The 17184-nt window shown below is 33.0% G+C and carries 14 protein-coding genes, 1 tRNA gene, 2 rRNA genes and 1 riboswitch; of the genes, 16 read left to right on the plus strand and 1 reads right to left on the minus strand.

Going from position 1 to position 17184, the window contains the following annotated elements:
- The 15 genes from FYJ33_RS09925 to FYJ33_RS09995 all read left to right on the plus strand — a co-directional run.
- Nucleotides 1–127: ribosomal RNA gene (locus FYJ33_RS09925) — 23S ribosomal RNA — on the plus strand; the annotation flags it as partial.
- Between the two features lie 230 nt (nucleotides 128–357).
- Nucleotides 358–475 (plus strand): 5S ribosomal RNA (gene rrf, locus FYJ33_RS09930).
- A 6-nt stretch (nucleotides 476–481) separates the two neighbouring features.
- Nucleotides 482–556 (plus strand) — tRNA-Glu (locus FYJ33_RS09935).
- Between the two features lie 172 nt (nucleotides 557–728).
- Nucleotides 729–1421 (plus strand): DNA/RNA nuclease SfsA, encoded by a 693-nt coding sequence (gene sfsA, locus FYJ33_RS09940; protein ID WP_154531585.1) that lies wholly within the window; start codon nucleotides 729–731, stop codon nucleotides 1419–1421.
- A 99-nt stretch (nucleotides 1422–1520) separates the two neighbouring features.
- The gene (locus FYJ33_RS09945; protein ID WP_154531586.1) at nucleotides 1521–2204 is read left to right on the plus strand and encodes a beta/alpha barrel domain-containing protein; all 684 of its coding nucleotides are present in this window, start codon (nucleotides 1521–1523) and stop codon (nucleotides 2202–2204) included.
- A gap of 57 nt (nucleotides 2205–2261) precedes the next feature.
- A riboswitch (Lysine riboswitch) is annotated at nucleotides 2262–2434 on the plus strand.
- A gap of 116 nt (nucleotides 2435–2550) precedes the next feature.
- A complete protein-coding gene (gene lysA / locus FYJ33_RS09950; RefSeq protein ID WP_154531587.1) occupies nucleotides 2551–3846 on the plus strand; it encodes a diaminopimelate decarboxylase in 1296 nt (431 codons plus the stop codon).
- A gap of 108 nt (nucleotides 3847–3954) precedes the next feature.
- Nucleotides 3955–4176, plus strand: coding sequence for a DUF3006 domain-containing protein (locus tag FYJ33_RS09955; RefSeq protein ID WP_154531588.1), 222 nt, complete (start codon nucleotides 3955–3957; stop codon nucleotides 4174–4176).
- Nucleotide 4177: 1 nt separating this feature from the next.
- Nucleotides 4178–4708, plus strand: coding sequence for a signal peptidase I (lepB, locus tag FYJ33_RS09960; protein WP_154531589.1), 531 nt, complete (start codon nucleotides 4178–4180; stop codon nucleotides 4706–4708).
- Between the two features lie 51 nt (nucleotides 4709–4759).
- Complete coding sequence (gene lepB, locus FYJ33_RS09965; protein ID WP_154531590.1) at nucleotides 4760–5281, plus strand: signal peptidase I; 522 nt, start codon at nucleotides 4760–4762, stop codon at nucleotides 5279–5281.
- 25 nt (nucleotides 5282–5306) lie between these two features.
- Entirely contained in the window at nucleotides 5307–6704 is a 1398-nt protein-coding gene (gene pepV, locus FYJ33_RS09970) for a dipeptidase PepV (protein WP_154531591.1), read from the plus strand.
- 30 nt (nucleotides 6705–6734) lie between these two features.
- Nucleotides 6735–8855 (plus strand): ATP-dependent zinc metalloprotease FtsH, encoded by a 2121-nt coding sequence (ftsH, locus tag FYJ33_RS09975; RefSeq protein WP_154531592.1) that lies wholly within the window; start codon nucleotides 6735–6737, stop codon nucleotides 8853–8855.
- A 153-nt stretch (nucleotides 8856–9008) separates the two neighbouring features.
- A complete protein-coding gene (locus FYJ33_RS09980; protein ID WP_154531637.1) occupies nucleotides 9009–11123 on the plus strand; it encodes a HelD family protein in 2115 nt (704 codons plus the stop codon).
- Between the two features lie 186 nt (nucleotides 11124–11309).
- The gene (locus FYJ33_RS09985; protein ID WP_154531593.1) at nucleotides 11310–12107 is read left to right on the plus strand and encodes a transporter substrate-binding domain-containing protein; all 798 of its coding nucleotides are present in this window, start codon (nucleotides 11310–11312) and stop codon (nucleotides 12105–12107) included.
- A gap of 30 nt (nucleotides 12108–12137) precedes the next feature.
- On the plus strand, nucleotides 12138–12797 hold the full coding sequence (locus tag FYJ33_RS09990; RefSeq protein WP_277643286.1) for an amino acid ABC transporter permease: 660 nt from the start codon (nucleotides 12138–12140) through the stop codon (nucleotides 12795–12797).
- The gene (locus FYJ33_RS09995) at nucleotides 12781–13503 is read left to right on the plus strand and encodes an amino acid ABC transporter ATP-binding protein (protein ID WP_277643287.1); all 723 of its coding nucleotides are present in this window, start codon (nucleotides 12781–12783) and stop codon (nucleotides 13501–13503) included. The genes FYJ33_RS09990 and FYJ33_RS09995 overlap by 17 nt, the downstream gene beginning before the upstream one ends.
- Before the next feature lie 263 nt (nucleotides 13504–13766).
- Here the strand turns inward: FYJ33_RS09995 and FYJ33_RS10000 are convergent, their stop codons facing one another.
- Nucleotides 13767–14945, minus strand: a complete 1179-nt coding sequence (locus tag FYJ33_RS10000) for a cation diffusion facilitator family transporter (protein WP_154531594.1) — start codon at nucleotides 14943–14945, stop codon at nucleotides 13767–13769.
- A 174-nt stretch (nucleotides 14946–15119) separates the two neighbouring features.
- On the opposite strand from FYJ33_RS10000, the gene FYJ33_RS10005 reads away from it, so the two are divergent.
- Entirely contained in the window at nucleotides 15120–17159 is a 2040-nt protein-coding gene (locus FYJ33_RS10005; RefSeq protein ID WP_154531595.1) for an SH3 domain-containing protein, read from the plus strand.
- Nucleotides 17160–17184 lie beyond the last annotated feature (25 nt).

A 17184-nucleotide genomic window follows, 5' to 3' on the forward strand; every position in this document is an offset into this window, starting at 1 on the left:
TCAAGATTAGATTTCCCATAGCGTAAGCTAGTAAGATCCCTTGAAGAACACAAGGTTGATAGGTCAGAGGTGTAAGTGTGGTAACATATTTAGCTGACTGATACTAATAGATCGAGGGCTTGACCAATAAGAAATGTAGTTTTAAAAAGGAAACTCACTCAGCAAGCTGAGGAGTAAGTTCCAGCAGTCAAATCGAAGATTTGGGCTGTCACTTATATGCAATTTTGAAAGAACATTCTTTCAAAGAAATTGTTGTTAAAAATCAGAAGTTAAGCTAGCGAAAAGGAAACTCATTCTCACGTACGTTCGAATGAGTGCTGTTTCGTGGCAAAATCGAAGATTTTGACTCAACATGCATCTGGTTATAATGTGTTTTTGGGTTACACCCCTTCCCATTCCGAACAGGATGGTTAAGCCAATTACAGCTGATGGTACTGCATGGGAGACCGTGTGGGAGAGTAAGTGGTAGCCAGGTTAGTATGGCTTCTTGGTCAAGCGGTTAAGACACCACCCTTTCACGGTGGTAACAGGGGTTCGATTCCCCTAGAAGTCACCATAACTTTAGGTAACTCGGTATATGATATATCGTATATCGAGTTTCTATATGTGCGAAAACAAGTAGATTAAGCTGTCTTGATATAAGGCAGCTTTTTTAATATTCGAATATAATAAGATTTCCTGATAGAAAAAATAATGTTATACTAAATAAAGATAAAAGAGGTGTTAAAATGATTTTCACAAAGGAAATAATTAAAGCACAATTTATAAAACGACCTAATAGATTTCAGGCATACGTAAAAATTGGTGAAGATGAAGTTATGGTACATGTGCCCAATACAGGACGATGCAAAGAAATTCTTGTAGAAGGATGTACAGTGATTTTAAGATATGAACCAGGTGAAAATAGAAAAACAAAATATGATTTAATAGCTGCATATAAAAATGATAAGCTTATAAATATAGATTCACAGGTTCCTAATAAAGTTATTGATGAAGCATTGAAAAATAAAAAAATTGAAAATCTTAGATCATATAATGTAATAGAACGTGAAAAAACATATGGAAACAGTAGATTTGATTTCAGACTTACTGATGATAAAGGAAAACAATATTTTTTAGAAGTAAAGGGAGCAACATTGGAGGAAAGTGGAGTAGTAATGTTTCCTGATGCACCAACTGAAAGAGGAAGAAAGCATATCATGGAACTTGTAGATGCAAAGAACAATAATAATGGTGCAGGTGTTCTTTTTTTAATACAGATGGATAATGTAAAATACTTTACACCCAATAATGAAAAAGACCCGGAATTTAGTAAAGCGTTGAAATATGCAGCAGAACATGGGGTAGAAGTAATGGCTTATTCATGTGAGGTAGATGAAAACTCAATTACACTAAAAAATAAGATAAGTATCATATTGTAAAACAATATTAACAGAAAAGTTATAAAAAGGATGAGAAAAAAATTAAGAAAAAGTATATAATTTAATGTGCGTAAAAAAATGGTTAGGGGGGAATATTGAATGAATAATAATGTGAAGCATCCTAAATATGTTCCGGAAGTAAGAAGCAATTTAAGAAATCACCTTATTGAAGTTCCAGCTGTTATAAGAGATGCAAGTGGAATAAAGATATTTGGTAAGAGAATAAAATCTCTTGTATTTACTACAGATGTAGCTATAATCAAAAATACTAATGCAGACGCTGTAATTGCAGTATATCCATTTACTCCACAGCCTATAATAACCCAGTCACTAGTAATGGCAGCAGATGTTCCTGTATTCTGCGGTGTTGGCGGAGGAATAACTCAAGGGAAAAGAGTTCTAAATCTTGCTCTTGATGCTGAATTTAAAGGGGCTGTAGGAGTTGTAGTGAATGCACCTACATCAAATGAGATAGTAAGTGCTTTAAGAGATACTATTGATATACCAATAATAGTTACTGTAGTTTCAGAAAATGAGGATATTGAAGGAAGAATAGAAGCTGGGGCGACTATAATTAATGTTTCTGGAGGAAGAAATACAGCTAAGATTGTAAAGAAGATAAGAGATATGTTCCCTACATTCCCAATCATAGCTACAGGTGGTCCTACAGATGAGAGCATACTGGAAACAATAAGAGCGGGTGCGAATGCTATAACATATACTCCGCCAACTACAGGAGATATATTTAGCAGTTTAATGGAAAAATATAGACATAATAGCTAAATAATGTTGTTAAATAAAATGTAATGTGGTATAATTAACAAAAATTGAATTGTATAAGACCAAGGTAGAGGTGCCGTAATTATTAATAAGTGTTTTGAGTTTTCCAAAAGCAGTGATAAACACTGAAAGGAATTATGGCCGAAGAATTAATTAATGGAAACAATTTATTCTGGGCATGCATAAAATATATGTATGACTGTCACTAAAATGAGTGGAGAGCTACAAGGTAAGAAGTTTGCTTTAATGTATAAGAATAAAGAAAACTTTCTATTAATTAGCTTTGCACGTCACAGTTTATAACTGTGGCGTTTTGTTTTACCAAAGTGTCTTAGGAAGGGGCTATAAGATGAAATTATTAGGAAATATGAAAGTGGAAAATAATGAACTGACAATAGGAAAGGTAAAGACAACAGAGCTTGCAGATAGATTTGGGACTCCTCTTTACATTATGGATGAGGCTCTTATAAGAAGTAACTGTAGAAGATATTGTGATTCATTCAGATGTAATGAAGGAAGGAATAGGGTAGCATATGCAGGAAAGGCATTTTTAACATTATATATGTGCAGGATTATAGAAGAATGCAGTATGTATCTAGATGTTGTATCAGCAGGAGAATTATTTACAGCACATAAAGCTGAATTCCCAATGAATAGGGTATTATTTCATGGAAATAACAAAACACTTGATGAAATCGAAATGGGAGTAAAGTATGGGGTTGGTACATTTGTAGTTGATAATTTTTACGAAATAGAAAATTTAAATGAGATAGCAAAAAGGTATAATGTAAAACAAAGAATATATCTAAGAGTTGCACCAGGTATAGAGGCACATACTCATGATTATATAAAAACTGGACAGATAGACTCTAAGTTTGGTTTTACTCCTGAAAAGGAAGTTCTGTTAGATATAATTAATAAGGCAGAAGATATGAGTAATATTGAACTTGCAGGACTTCATTGTCATATAGGGTCTCAGATATTTGATACAGAACCATATATGGATGCAGCAAAGATAATGCTGACACTTATAAAGAAAATAAAGGATCATACAGGATATGAGATTAAGGAGCTTGATTTAGGCGGAGGGTTTGGTATCTATTATACAGAGGGAGATACACCAAAGTCTATTGAAGAGTATACCACTGTAATTCTGAAGACAGTTGATGATTTCTGTAGAGAAAATGATATGAATATTCCAGTACTGACAATAGAACCTGGAAGAAGTATAGTAGGGAATGCTGGAACTACATTATATACAGCTGGATCAATAAAGGATATTCCAAACATAAGAAAGTATGTATCTGTAGATGGTGGAATGTCTGATAACATAAGACCATCACTATATAAAGCAAAGTATGAATGCGCTGTTGCCAATAATGTTATTTCAGATGATAATGAAGTAGTAACACTTGCAGGAAAGTGCTGTGAATCAGGAGATATATTAGTTGATTCAATTGAACTTCCATCAATAAAAAGTGGCGACTTGATTGCTATAACTACAACAGGCGCCTATGGGTATTCAATGAGTAGCAACTATAATAAAAATCCAAGACCGGCTGTTGTAATGGTAGAAAACGGTCAGTCAAAATTAATATGCAGGAGAGAGACTTACGAAGAGATAATTCAGAACGAGATAATGTAGTAAGTTCATAAATTATTATTTATTTTTAGTTATTCAATATTAATTAAGTATGATATAATGATTAGGTTAGAATAATAAAGTACATTTTCTATTAAAGGGGAATTCAATATGAAGAAAGAAACTCTTATAGTTGATAGAATTGAAGATGGTTACGTAGTCTGTGAAATGGAAAATCAAAAGATGATAGACATAAAATTGACACAGATTAATGGTAATATAAAAGATGGAGATGTTTTAGTATATTCTGACGGCTTTTATAAGGTTGATGAGGAATTGACAAATAAAAGGAAAGACGAAGTAAAGAATCTTGTAGAAGGGATGTGGGATTAACATGAACCAGAAGTCACTGGGAAAAAGTAATTTTTTCTTTGACTGGATTATGCCTGTTGGAATAGCTTTTTTAATAGTATTACTAATAAACAGGTTTTTGATTTTTCAGATAAAAGTTCCTACAGGATCAATGATACCTACAATTGAAAAGAATGACAGACTTTTAGTTTCAAGGATATATAATTATGACTCTATCAAAAGAGGAGATGTACTTGTATTTGTATCGAGAGAGTATAATTCTCAGTGGTTTGTAAAACGAGTTGTCGGCCTGCCAGGTGAAACAGTAGATATTGATGATACTGGAAAGGTCTATATAAATGGCAAAGAATTAAAAGAAGATTATGTTAAACATCCAAGTCCCAAAGAAGGACATTTTAAGATTCCAGAAGGGAAGTATCTAATGCTTGGTGATAACAGAGAAATATCTGAGGATGCAAGGTATTGGAATAACCCTTATATAGATAAGAGTGATATAAAAGGTAAAGTCAGATTTACGATACTGCCTTTGGATAGAATTGGAACTATTAAGTGATAAGAAGTAAGATGGCATTCTTATTTTATAAGGGAAGGGGAGATGTTTTGGATGGATGAGAAGGTTGAAAATAATTTCTTTTTTGACTGGATTATGCCTATAGCTGTAGCAGTTATAGTTGTACTGCTAGTTAATCATTTTCTTATCTTTCAAATTGAAGTGAAATCAGGGTCTATGACTCCAACACTGCTAAAAAAAGATAGACTTATGTCTACTGTAATATATGATTATAAGTCTATCAAACGTGGAGATATCATTACATTTTATTCAAGAGAATACGATGATTTGTTTGTAAAAAGGGTTGTTGGACTTCCGGGAGAAAATGTAGATATTGATGATAAGGGGATAGTATACATTAATGGTAAGAAACTTAATGAGAGTTATGTTAAGTATCCAAGTCCCACAGAAGGACATTTTAAGATCCCAAATGGAAAATATCTAATGCTTGGTGATGATAGAGAAATATCTGATGACGCCAGGTACTGGAAGAATCCTTATATCGATAAAAGTGATATAAAAGGAAAGGTAAGAATTAGAGTATTTCCATTCGATAGAATTGGAAGCGTACAATAATTGAGTAACGATTGGGGGAATTTAGTTGTTAATAGAAAGAATAGATGAATTAAAAGAAGAATTAGTCAAGGATACACAAAAGATATTAAGAATTAATAGTGTTGTAAAGTATAATGAAGGAAACAAGAAGTTTGGGTCTGGAGCAGAAAAGGTTCTTGAGACAACTCTTAACATAGCTAAGGATATGGGATTTAAGACTGTAAACTTAGATGGTATTGTAGGTTATGTTGAATATGGTGAGGGTGATGAATACGTTGCAGTACTAGGACATCTTGATGTTGTACCAGAGGGAGATGGATGGTTTTATCCACCATATGGTGCAGAAATACATGACGGCAAAATTTATGCAAGAGGAGCTCTTGATGATAAAGGACCTATGATGGCTTCATTATATGGATTAAAAGCTATTAAAGATAGTGGTATTAAATTATCAAAAAGGATAAGAATAATATTTGGTATAGATGAGGAAAACGGAAGTGACATTGATATAGCACATTATTTAAAGAATGAACCAATGCCATGTGCCGGTTTTACACCAGATGCTGAATTCCCTATAATTTTTGCAGAAAAAGGGATACTTACATTTGAAATGAAAACACCAACTATACATCCTGTACTTGGTAATGGAGATGTTGAAGTGCTTTCAATCAATGGCGGAAACAAGGCTAATATGGTACCTGATTATTGCGAAGCAATTATAAAATATAAAGATATAAACCATCTTATTGATATAGTTGATGAAGTTAAACGTAAGACTCAGATAGAAGTAGTAGTGAATGCTGAAAAAGATCATACTATTCATATTAAGGCTTATGGAATTTCTGCTCATGGAAGTACACCTGAAAAAGGAAAGAATGCAATAGTTGCAATATGTAAGGTACTTCATGCATTTGGTGGAGAAAGAACTTTAGCAAGATATATAGAAACAATGAGTGAAAATATAGGTTTTGATACTACAGGAAAAGGTATGGGAGTTGCAATGAATGATGATGAATCTGGTGCATTAAGTTACAACCTTGGAATCATTAAATACGATGGAAAGAAAATAGTATCAACAAGCAATTTAAGATATCCTGTTACAAAGACAGATGAGGATGTGTTAGAGCCGTTAAAGAAGATGGCTAATGAAAATGGATATAAAATAGATGTAATAGCACATCAAAAGCCGCTTCATATTGATAAGAATTCAGAACTTATTAAAACACTACAAAAAGTTTATACAGAAGAAACAGGAAAAGAAGCAGAACTTCTTGCTATTGGAGGAGGAACATATGCAAAATGTATGGATAACATAGTTGCATTTGGACCAATATTTCCAGGAAAGCCTGATTTAGACCATCAGGCTAATGAATATATAGAAATAGAAGATCTTGTTGCATGTGCTAAAATCTATGGCAATGCAATGTATGAATTAGCAAAATAGATTTAATTTCAACAAAAGAGAGGTGCAGTAATGTTCAAGGACAATAAGAAATTAAAATATATTATCCTTTATGCAGTAATTGGTATCGGATTAATAATGATGTTTAACTTTACAAAAGCAACGCTAACTACAAAAGATATACCGTATAGCGAATTTATCAATCTTCTTAAAGAAGGAAAGGTAGAGGAAATTTCAATTGGATCAAGTAAAATTGAAATAAAGCCAAAGAGTAATGCTGGATACAATGGAATGACATTATATGTTTGGAGAGTATCTAATCCTAATCTTGTACAGGAACTTGAAACTATAAGAAAAGAGCATCCATTCAAATATTCAGGAACAGCACCTGAAACAATATCATTTACAGAAATATTAGTTTACTGGATACTTCCATTATTATCAGTAATTATTTTTGGTAAACTAATGTTTGGTAAAATGGATAAAAAGATGGGCGGAGGTGTTATGTCATTTGGCAAGAACAATGCTAAATTATATGCAGAGGCCGAAACAGGAGTGAGTTTTGATGATGTAGCTGGTCAGGAAGAAGCTAAGGAATCATTAAAAGAAATAGTTGATTTCTTGCATAATCCTCAGTCATATAAAGATATTGGAGCTAAACTTCCTAAAGGTGCATTGCTTGTAGGACCTCCAGGAACAGGTAAAACATTACTTGCAAAAGCTGTTGCAGGTGAAGCAAAAGTACCATTTTTCTCAATGTCAGGTTCTGATTTTGTTGAGATGTTCGTTGGTATGGGAGCCGCAAGAGTAAGAGACTTATTCAAGCAGGCAGGAGAAAAAGCTCCATGTATTGTATTTATTGATGAAATAGATGCGATTGGTAAGAGCAGAGAAGGCTCTATCCAGGGAAATGATGAAAGAGAACAGACATTAAATCAGTTGCTTTCTGAAATGGATGGTTTTGATGCTTCAAAGGGAGTAGTAATATTAGCAGCTACAAACAGACCTGAAGTACTTGATCAGGCACTTTTAAGACCAGGTAGATTTGATAGAAGAGTTATCGTTGACAGACCAGACTTAAAGGGTAGAATTGCTATTTTAAAAGTTCATGCTAAAGACGTAAAGATGGATGATGAAGTAGATTTGGAAGCAGTAGCTAAGGGAACACCTGGTGCTGTCGGTGCAGATCTTGCAAACATTGTTAATGAAGCGGCTATCAGAGCAGTTAAGCAGAGAAGAAGATTTGTTATACAGGAAGACTTGGAAGAAGCTATTGAAGTTGTAATTGCTGGTAAGGAAAAGAAAGACAGAATAATGTCACCAAAGGAAAAGAACTGTGTAGCTTATCATGAAGTAGGTCACGCTCTTGTAGCAGCAATGCTTAAGAATACAGATCCAGTTCATAAGATTACAATTGTACCTAGAACTATGGGAGCACTTGGATACACAATGCAGCTTCCAGAAGAAGATAAGTATCTTGTAAGCAGAGAAGAAATGCTTGATGAAATTGCTGTTATGCTTGGTGGAAGATCTGCCGAAGAAGTAGAATTTAATATGGTTTCTACTGGAGCATCTAATGATATTGAAAGAGCAAGTAAATCAGCAAGAAGAATGGTTACAATATATGGTATGACAGAGAGGTTTGATATGATGGGCCTTGAGTCTGCTGAAAATAGATATCTTGATGGAAGACCTGTTATGAACTGTTCAGCTGAAACAGCAACAGAAATAGATAAAGAAGTATTAAAAATTGTTAAGGCATGTCATGAGACAGCTAAGAAGATATTAGAGGATAACAGAGATTTACTTACTGAAATTGCTAATGTGCTTCTTGAAAAAGAAACAATCTTAGGTGATGAATTTATGGATATAATCTATAAGAAATATCCTGAAAAAAAGATAGAGAAAGAAAAGCGTGATGCTGAAAAGAAGAAGCTTGAAGAAGAGGCAGATAAGAAAAAGAAGGAAAGAGAACAGGAAGAAAAAAGAATTTTAGAAGCTGAACTTGAAAAGGCAAGAGAAATCGAAGAACGTGATGCTGAAAAGAATGAAGCTTTAGAATCACCAGCAGATAATTCTAGAGAAAATGCTTTATCTGATTGGGAAAAAGAAACTTCAGAAAAAAACAATGAGTTAACTGGAAACAATATTGATTCAGTAATAAATGATGAAGATAATAAAGATAACTTATAAAAACTAATACAAAAAATGGGTGGACGTAGTGCTGCCCATTTTTGGTAGTTAGTATTTTTTGCAAATAGAAAATAAAGCTTGATGTATTGTCTAGGTTGAGTTATTTTTTCGGAACAGAGATGAAAGGTAGGAACTTTTGTGGAAAATAAAGAAATGAGTCAGGAAAAACAAGCTGAGTTTTTAGCTGAAAATATAAAATTAAAAAATACTCTTAATGTTATTAATAATGAAACTTTAAGTTTTATAGCAAGAAGACAGTATATTTCAGATTATATAAGAAAATATAGAGAAAAGATTCTTGAAGAATATAAAGATGATGAAGATAAAGTGGCTGAATATTTTGATCACGAACTTTATGTAAAAGAAGAAGCTTATAGTACAATTGATAGAAAGCTTAAGGAACTTACAATCTTAAAGGAATCTCCTTACTTTGGAAGAATTAATTTCGAAGATGAATTATCAGGTGAACTTGATAATATCTATATAGGAAGATTCGGACTTACAGAAGAAGGAAGCTATGAACCTGAAATTGTAGACTGGAGAGCGCCGATTGCTTCACTGTTTTATCATGGAGGACTTGGTAAAGCACAGTATACGGCTCCAGATGGAAAAGTCGATGTTGATATATTAGGAAGAAGACAGCTTATCGTTAAGAAAGGACAGCTTAAAGGAATATTTGATTCTGCAATAGATGTCAAGGATGAAATACTACAGATGGTATTAAGCTCAAATTCTAATGAAAAACTTCAGGATATAGTAATGACTATCCAGGAAGAGCAGGATAAGATAATCAGAGCTTCTAGAAGCAAGACTATAGTAGTCAATGGTGTTGCAGGTAGCGGTAAGACAACTATAGCTCTACATAGAGTTGCTTATCTTCTTTACAATTATAGAAAAGAGCTAGAAGGCAAGGTGCTTATTTTAGGACCGAATTCAATCTTTATGGAATACATTTCGCAGGTGCTTCCAACATTGGGTGAAACAGGTGTTATGCAGGAGACTTTCACTAATTACGCTATAGAGGAAATAGGTTTAAAAGAATCTATTATAGAATACAATGAGTTCCTTGAAAGAGTAATTGGTGGAGATAAGGAATTCATTGAGGATGCCAAGAAGAAATACAGCAGTGAATTTATTAAGGAACTTGATGATTTTATAGCTTATCTTGAAAAAAATCACTTTACATTTGAACAAGTAAAATACTTTGACGAGGTTATAGTTGATATAGATGAAATAAATGAGCTTTATACCAATTATTATGCATATATGCCTTTATTCAGAAGAACTCAGAAGATGAAGAGAATAATTGAGTCTAAGATAAAAGACAAGAGAAATGAGCTTGTGTATAAGTTTGATAAAGAACTTGCTGATACTAAAGCTTCTTTATCAGAGGAACAGTTAGCACTTGTTGAATCAGATATGGACTTTAGAAGAAATATCAGAATAAGAGAAATTGTAAGAGAATCTATGGATGCTAAGAAGAGAGTGGCCTCTTTCCTTGATAATGAAAGTATTGTAGAACTTTATAAGAAATTTATCAAGAAGGAAAGGCTTTCAGTATTTGATTTAGCTCCAATATTATACTTAATGATTAAGCTTGACGGCAAAAAAGCTAAAAATCAGTTCAGACATATAATAATTGATGAAGCTCAGGATTACAGCAGCCTTCAGTTTATTGTTATAAGAGAACTTACAGATTGTAAGCACTTCACTATAGTTGGAGACTCTAATCAGAGAATTGTTAAGTTTACAGAGAAAGCTCCAATGCTTGATTTATGCAATGTTTGGAATGAAAAGGACATTGAGCATTATGAATTAAGCAAGAGCTACAGATCTACTTATGAAATAATGCAGTACGCAAATCAGTATCTTAATGAGGAAAAGATAGTTCCGATTGTAAGAAATGGTAAGCCTGTTGTTACAATTAAGGCTGAAAGTGATGAAGAAATAAGAGATGCAGTAGTTGATAGTATTAATGAATTCAGAGAAGAAGGCTTTGAAAGCATTGCAGTTATTACTAAGGATGTTGATGAACTGGAAAGAATAAATAAGATAGTCAATGACAGAATTCATTTATTTAAATTCGATAATGAATATGTAATATACAGAGGCGGAATAGTTATCATCCCTTCATATTACGCAAAGGGACTTGAATTCGATGCTGTAGTAATGATTGATTCAGACAAAGAAGAGAAGAAAGAAGATCTTATAAAGTATGTAATATCAACAAGAGCTCTTCATGCACTGACAAATGTGAAAATAAAATAAGAACAAAAAATATTTATCAGAAACATACATTTTTTAATGTGTGTTTCTTTTTTTATATGCATATTTAAGGGCACGTATGCATAAAAAACTAATAAATATTCAAAAAAGTATTGCAAATATGCATAAAAGATGTATAATAATACATATGGAAGACAATAAGTAATTTTTAGCAGGGGGGATAATTATATGAAGAAGGGTATTATAAAAAAAATAATTGTAGGAACATTGATTGCAGCTATGACAATTGGGGTTATGGGCTGCGGAGCCAAAAAAGAAAATATGGGACTAAGTAATATAAAATCAAAGAAAAAGATTGTAGTAGGATTAAGTCCAGATTTTGCACCATTTGAGTTTAAGGATAAACAAGGCAATATCATTGGTATGGATGCTGAAATAATTAAAGCAGTAGCAAAAGATATGGGTGTTGAATATGAAATTAAAAGTATGGATTTTAGTGGCCTTTTACCAGCACTTCAGGCAGGTAAACTTGACATAGTAGTATCAGGAATGAATCCAACACCTAAAAGAGAAAAAAATGTTTTATTTTCAGATGGTTATTATGATTCTTCAAGCCAGCTTGTTGTAAAGAAAGGTGAGGCTGGTAAGTATAAATCAGAAAAAGATGTTGAAGGTAAAACATTAGCTGTTCAGAAAGCAAGTGTTCAGGAAAATCAGTCAAAAACATTAAAGCCTAAAGAACTTAAGTCTCTTGGTAAGGTTACTGACTGTGTGCTTACTTTACAGGGTGGTAAAGTTGATGCAGTATTATTAGACAAGCCAGTTGCAATGCTTACAGTTAAGGCAAATCCTAATCTTGAATTAGCAGACGTTGTAATGAAGGATACTTCTACTAAAGCATTTGCAGTAGCTATGAAGAAAGGTGAAACAGATCTTCAATCATCAATAAATAAAACTATAGCAAAATTAAAGAGTGAAGGAAAACTAGAGCAGTTCTTTAATGATGCAGTAAGTCAGGCTGAATAATTAAAACTATCTAATAAAGGGGAGAGAGCAGTGAGCTTTGAATTTATGAAAGACTATTATCCATTCTTTCTTAAAGGTGCAGGGATAACAATTGTAATAGCTTTTTTTGCAGTTATATTTGGGACAGTGTTAGGTTTGTTATTAAGCCTTATGAAATTGTCAGAAAACAAAATATTAAGGTTTATAGCAGGTGCTTATATAGAATTTGTAAGAGGTACACCTTCACTTGTTCAGATATGGATAGTATATTTAGGACTTTCTAATATAGGTCTTAATCTTCCTGACCTTGTTACTGGAATAATAGCACTTTCATTAAATTCTGGAGCATATGTTGCAGAAATAATAAGAGCAGGAATTGGGGCAGTGGATACTGGACAGATGGAAGCAGCAAGAAGTCTTGGAATGAAAAAAAGTATGGCTATGAGGGAAATAATAATTCCACAGGCTTTAAAAAATATACTTCCTGCTTTAGGAAATGAGTTTATTGCAGTAATTAAGGAATCAGCAATTGTATCAATAATAGGTGTTGGTGAATTGATGTTTAATGCACAGACAGTTGGCGGAACTTTATATAATGGACTTCCACCATTATATGTGGCAGCTGCTATTTACTTTGTAATTACATTTTCTTTATCAAGAGGTCTTGCAAAGCTTGAAAGGAGGCTGAAAAAGAGTGATTCACATCAATAATCTTCATAAAGAGTTTAATGGTCATGAGGTGCTAAAGGGCATATCGGAAAATGTTGAGAAAGGTGAAGTTGTTGTAATAATAGGACCTTCAGGTTCAGGAAAGAGCACTTTTTTAAGATGCCTCAACAGGCTTGAAGAACCTTCAGAGGGAACAGTAGTATTTGAAGAAAAAGATATAACAGATAAAAATTCAGATATTAATAAGATAAGAGAGAACATGGGGATGGTCTTTCAGGGGTTTAATCTGTTTCCGCATAAAACAGTTATCGAAAATATAACGCTTGCTCCAATTAAGGTAAAAGGTCTTACCAGAGCAGAGGCTGAAAAGAAGGCATATAGCCTTTTGGAAAAAGTTGGACTTAGTGAGAAAGCTAATGTTTATCCATCTTCTTTATCAGGGGGACAGAAACAGAGAATAGCAATAGCCAGAGCTCTTGCTATGGAGCCAGATGTAATGCTGTTTGATGAACCAACATCAGCACTTGATCCAGAGATGGTTGGAGAAGTATTAAACGTAATGAAGGACCTTGCTAAAGAGGGGATGACAATGGTCGTTGTTACACATGAAATGGGATTCGCAAGAGAAGTTGGGGACAGAATCCTGTTTATGGATGATGGAAAAATACTTGAAGAAGGAAAACCAGCAGATATATTTTCTAATCCAAAGAATGCAAGAACAAAAGATTTTTTATCAAAAGTATTATAAAAGTGAAAAGGGCTATTCATGATAAAAGCTTAGACACAAGGAACAAGGGCATTCATCAATGAGGGATGGAACTCTTATGAAGTTTCAAAGCCAAGAAGCAAAAGACCATACCAGTCAAATATTTGGTATGGTCTTTTAAATAGAGTAAGTATCACTATTTAGATGGTTTGGAGAATTTGCCTCCATTAAGATTTAGAAATTAGTGATCGAAGAGAACTAATTTCATCCTGTTCTATTCAATCTAATCTCATATCTCTAATCTATTATGCATATTTTTTATCTATTGTTATTACGCAGTTATAGGATGGGTGTATATCTTTTATTGCTTCAGTCAACTGATCAATAATCTCCTTTTCAGAAGATATTTTCTTAACTTTATCGTTATAAACAACCACATCAAATATCAAATTTTTATGTTCACCTTTTCCGACCATTCTAAAATCATGCATAGATTCAATTAGAGGATTGTATTTGATAATTTTTTCAAGTTCTGCTCTTGTTTCATTAATTTCTTTATTATCTAATGAAACTGGATCCATGTGGATAACAAGAATTATATTGAATTTGCTAGAAAGTTTCTTCTCAGCATCATCAATTACTTCATGAACTGTTATCAAATCAAGGTTTGCAGGAACTTCTGCATGAATTGATGCCATAATTTTACCAGGACCATAATTATGAATCATAAGATCGTGAACACCTATTATATGATCAAATGCCATAACACCTTCATTTATACCGGCAACAAGTTTTTCATCGGGAGCTTCACCTATAAGTGGATTTAAAGTTTCTTTTATAAGACTAAATGATGAATATAAAATTATAAGAGAAACTATAAGACCTATGTAACCGTCTATAGGTATCTTAGTGAATTTTGATGCAAGGAATGATAAGGCAACTACAGAAGTTGTTATTACATCACCTATTGAGTCAAATGCAGATGCTTTTAACGCACTTGATTCTATTTTCTTTCCTAAGCTACCATTAAACATAGCTAGAAAAACTTTAAATAAAATAGAAATAAGCAGTAATATAAATGGAATCATTTCAAAAGTAATTTCAGAAGGATTAAAAATCCTTTCAAAAGAAGTTTTCACAAATTGAAGGCCTACAACCATTACCATAAAAGCAACGATAAGCGCCGAGATATACTCAAGTCGTCCATGTCCGAATGGATGTTCCTTGTCAGCAGGCATACTTGAAAGTTTAAAGCCTATTATTGTAATAATACAGGAACTGGCATCAGAAAGATTGTTAAAGGAATCTGCCATTATAGCCACACTACCTGATATCATTCCTACGAATAGCTTGACTGCAAATAAAAGTGAGTTAATAATTATTCCTACTATTCCTGAAATATATCCGACCTTAACTCTGACTTTTTCACTCTTAATGTCATTACTATCATTTGTAATACGTCTAATTATATAATTTGCAAACATCTATTAACGGTCCTTTCATTAAGTGTTTTTAATAATTATATCATACATATACAAAATAAAATACAGAGGAAAAAATGCAAAAAATCCTTTATTAGTACTAATTGTATTCCGATAAAGAAAAGTAGATGATATAATCATAATATAAAATTAAATAAGGAAGATAGGTGAGACCAAGTGGATAAAAAGAAGATAACAGCTATAATAGCTACATCCACAGTTGCTATGAACGTAACAGCAGCTAAAACTGTACTTGCCGATACAAATAATAATAATTCAATTAGTGCAGTAGAAGACATAAAAGATCATCAAGCTAAAACGATAATGCCGACACTAAATGGTATTACAATTAATAAACAGCTAATAAACAGAAATTATTCTAAAGGAGTAATTATTGTACCGAAATATATAGTTATTCATGATACAGATAATAGAAGAGTTGGAGCAAATGCGATGGCAAATAGAAATTATTTTGCCAATCATGTAGATGCAAAGGCATCAGCACATTACACAGTAGACCAGGCTAATATTATTCAGTGTCTTGAGGACAACTGGAGAGGATGGCACGTTGGAGATGGAAATAATCCACTTATAAATAACTCTAATACAATAGGAATTGAGCTTTGTGTTAATGCTGATAATGATTTTAATAAGACACTTGAAAATGGTATAGCTCTTACAAAGTATCTTATGCAGAAATATAATATTCCTGCAGAAAGAGTAGTCAGACATTATGATGTTTCAAGAAAAATATGCCCTAAAATGATGATACAGGATAATCCGGGGTTATGGACATATTTTAAAAATGTTATTTCAGGTGGCAGTAGTTCAGCTGGCAGTATATCAGATGAAAAGATATTATATACAGGAAAAGTTGTTAATGTAAATTCAACTTTAAATGTAAGAGAGTCTGCAAATGGATCATCAGCAGTTGTAGGAAGTCTAAAGAAGGACAGTACAGTTAACATATATGGAGAAGAAAATGGCTGGTACAAAGTTGCATACTCAAGCTATGGTGAAACAAAGTTTGGTTACGCAAGCAAGAATTATATTACAGTAAACAGCTCATCTTCAAATAATGGTACAAGCAGTGGAGGAAGCAATAACAGTACAAGTGACTCAAATAATACAATAACATCAGTCAAGAAGGGTAAAGTTGTAAATGTATCAACAAGCCTTAATGTAAGAAATTCAGCATCAAGTAATGGTTCAGTAATTTCATATCTAAAGAATGGACAAGAAGTTACAGTTAATTACGAAGAAAACGGCTGGTACAACATAACGTTTGATACAAAGAAAACTGGCTTTGTAAGCAAAAACTACATAAGCATAACAAGCAGTTCAGGAAGTAATACAAGCGGCAGTATTTCATCAGGCTCAAATTCATCTTCCGGTAGCAGTGGAAGTACTAATAGTGGAAGTACAAACAGCGGCAGCAGTTCAAATAATACAACAACATCAGCTAAGAAAGGTAAAGTTGTAAATATATCAACAAGCCTTAATGTTAGAAGCTCTGCATCAACAAGCGGTTCAGTAGTAGCACAGCTGAAAAATGGACAGGAAGTTACGGTTAATTATGAGCAGAATGGATGGTATAATATAACGTTTAATACTAATAAAACTGGCTTTGTAAGCAAAAGCTACATAAGTATAATAAGCAGTACAGGAAGTGCTACTGGTGGAAACACTTCATCAGGTTCAGGTTCTTCAGCAAATAATAATGGAAGTAACTCTAATAACACTAATAATAATTCAGCAACATCCTCTGTTAAAAAGGGAAAAGTAGTTAATGTATCAACAAACTTAAATGTAAGAAAAGGTGCAGGTACTAATTATTCTGTAGTAGCATATGTTACGAACAATACAGAAGTTACAATATTGTCAGAACAAGGAAGCTGGTATAAAATAAGATTGAAGGATGGTAAAGAAGGATATGCTGCAAAACAATATATAAACATAATACCATCTACTAATTCAGGTGCTACTTCATCAAGTAGCAGTGTTTCGAAGGAATCAAAGGGTAAGGTTGTAAATGTATCAACAAACTTGAACGTGAGAAAAGGTGCAGGAACGAATTATTCAGTAGTTGCTTATCTTCTTCCAGGATCAGAAGTAACGATAAAGAATACTACTAACGGATGGTACTACATAGAAGCTAAAGTCAACGGATCTATCAAGGATGGATACGTTAAAACAGATTACATACAGATAATTTAAGTAAGAAAAATTATTGTGGAAAGAG

The sequence above is a fragment of the Inconstantimicrobium porci genome (genome assembly GCF_009696465.1).
In the GTDB taxonomy this organism is placed as follows: Bacteria; Bacillota; Clostridia; order Clostridiales; family Clostridiaceae; genus Inconstantimicrobium; species Inconstantimicrobium porci.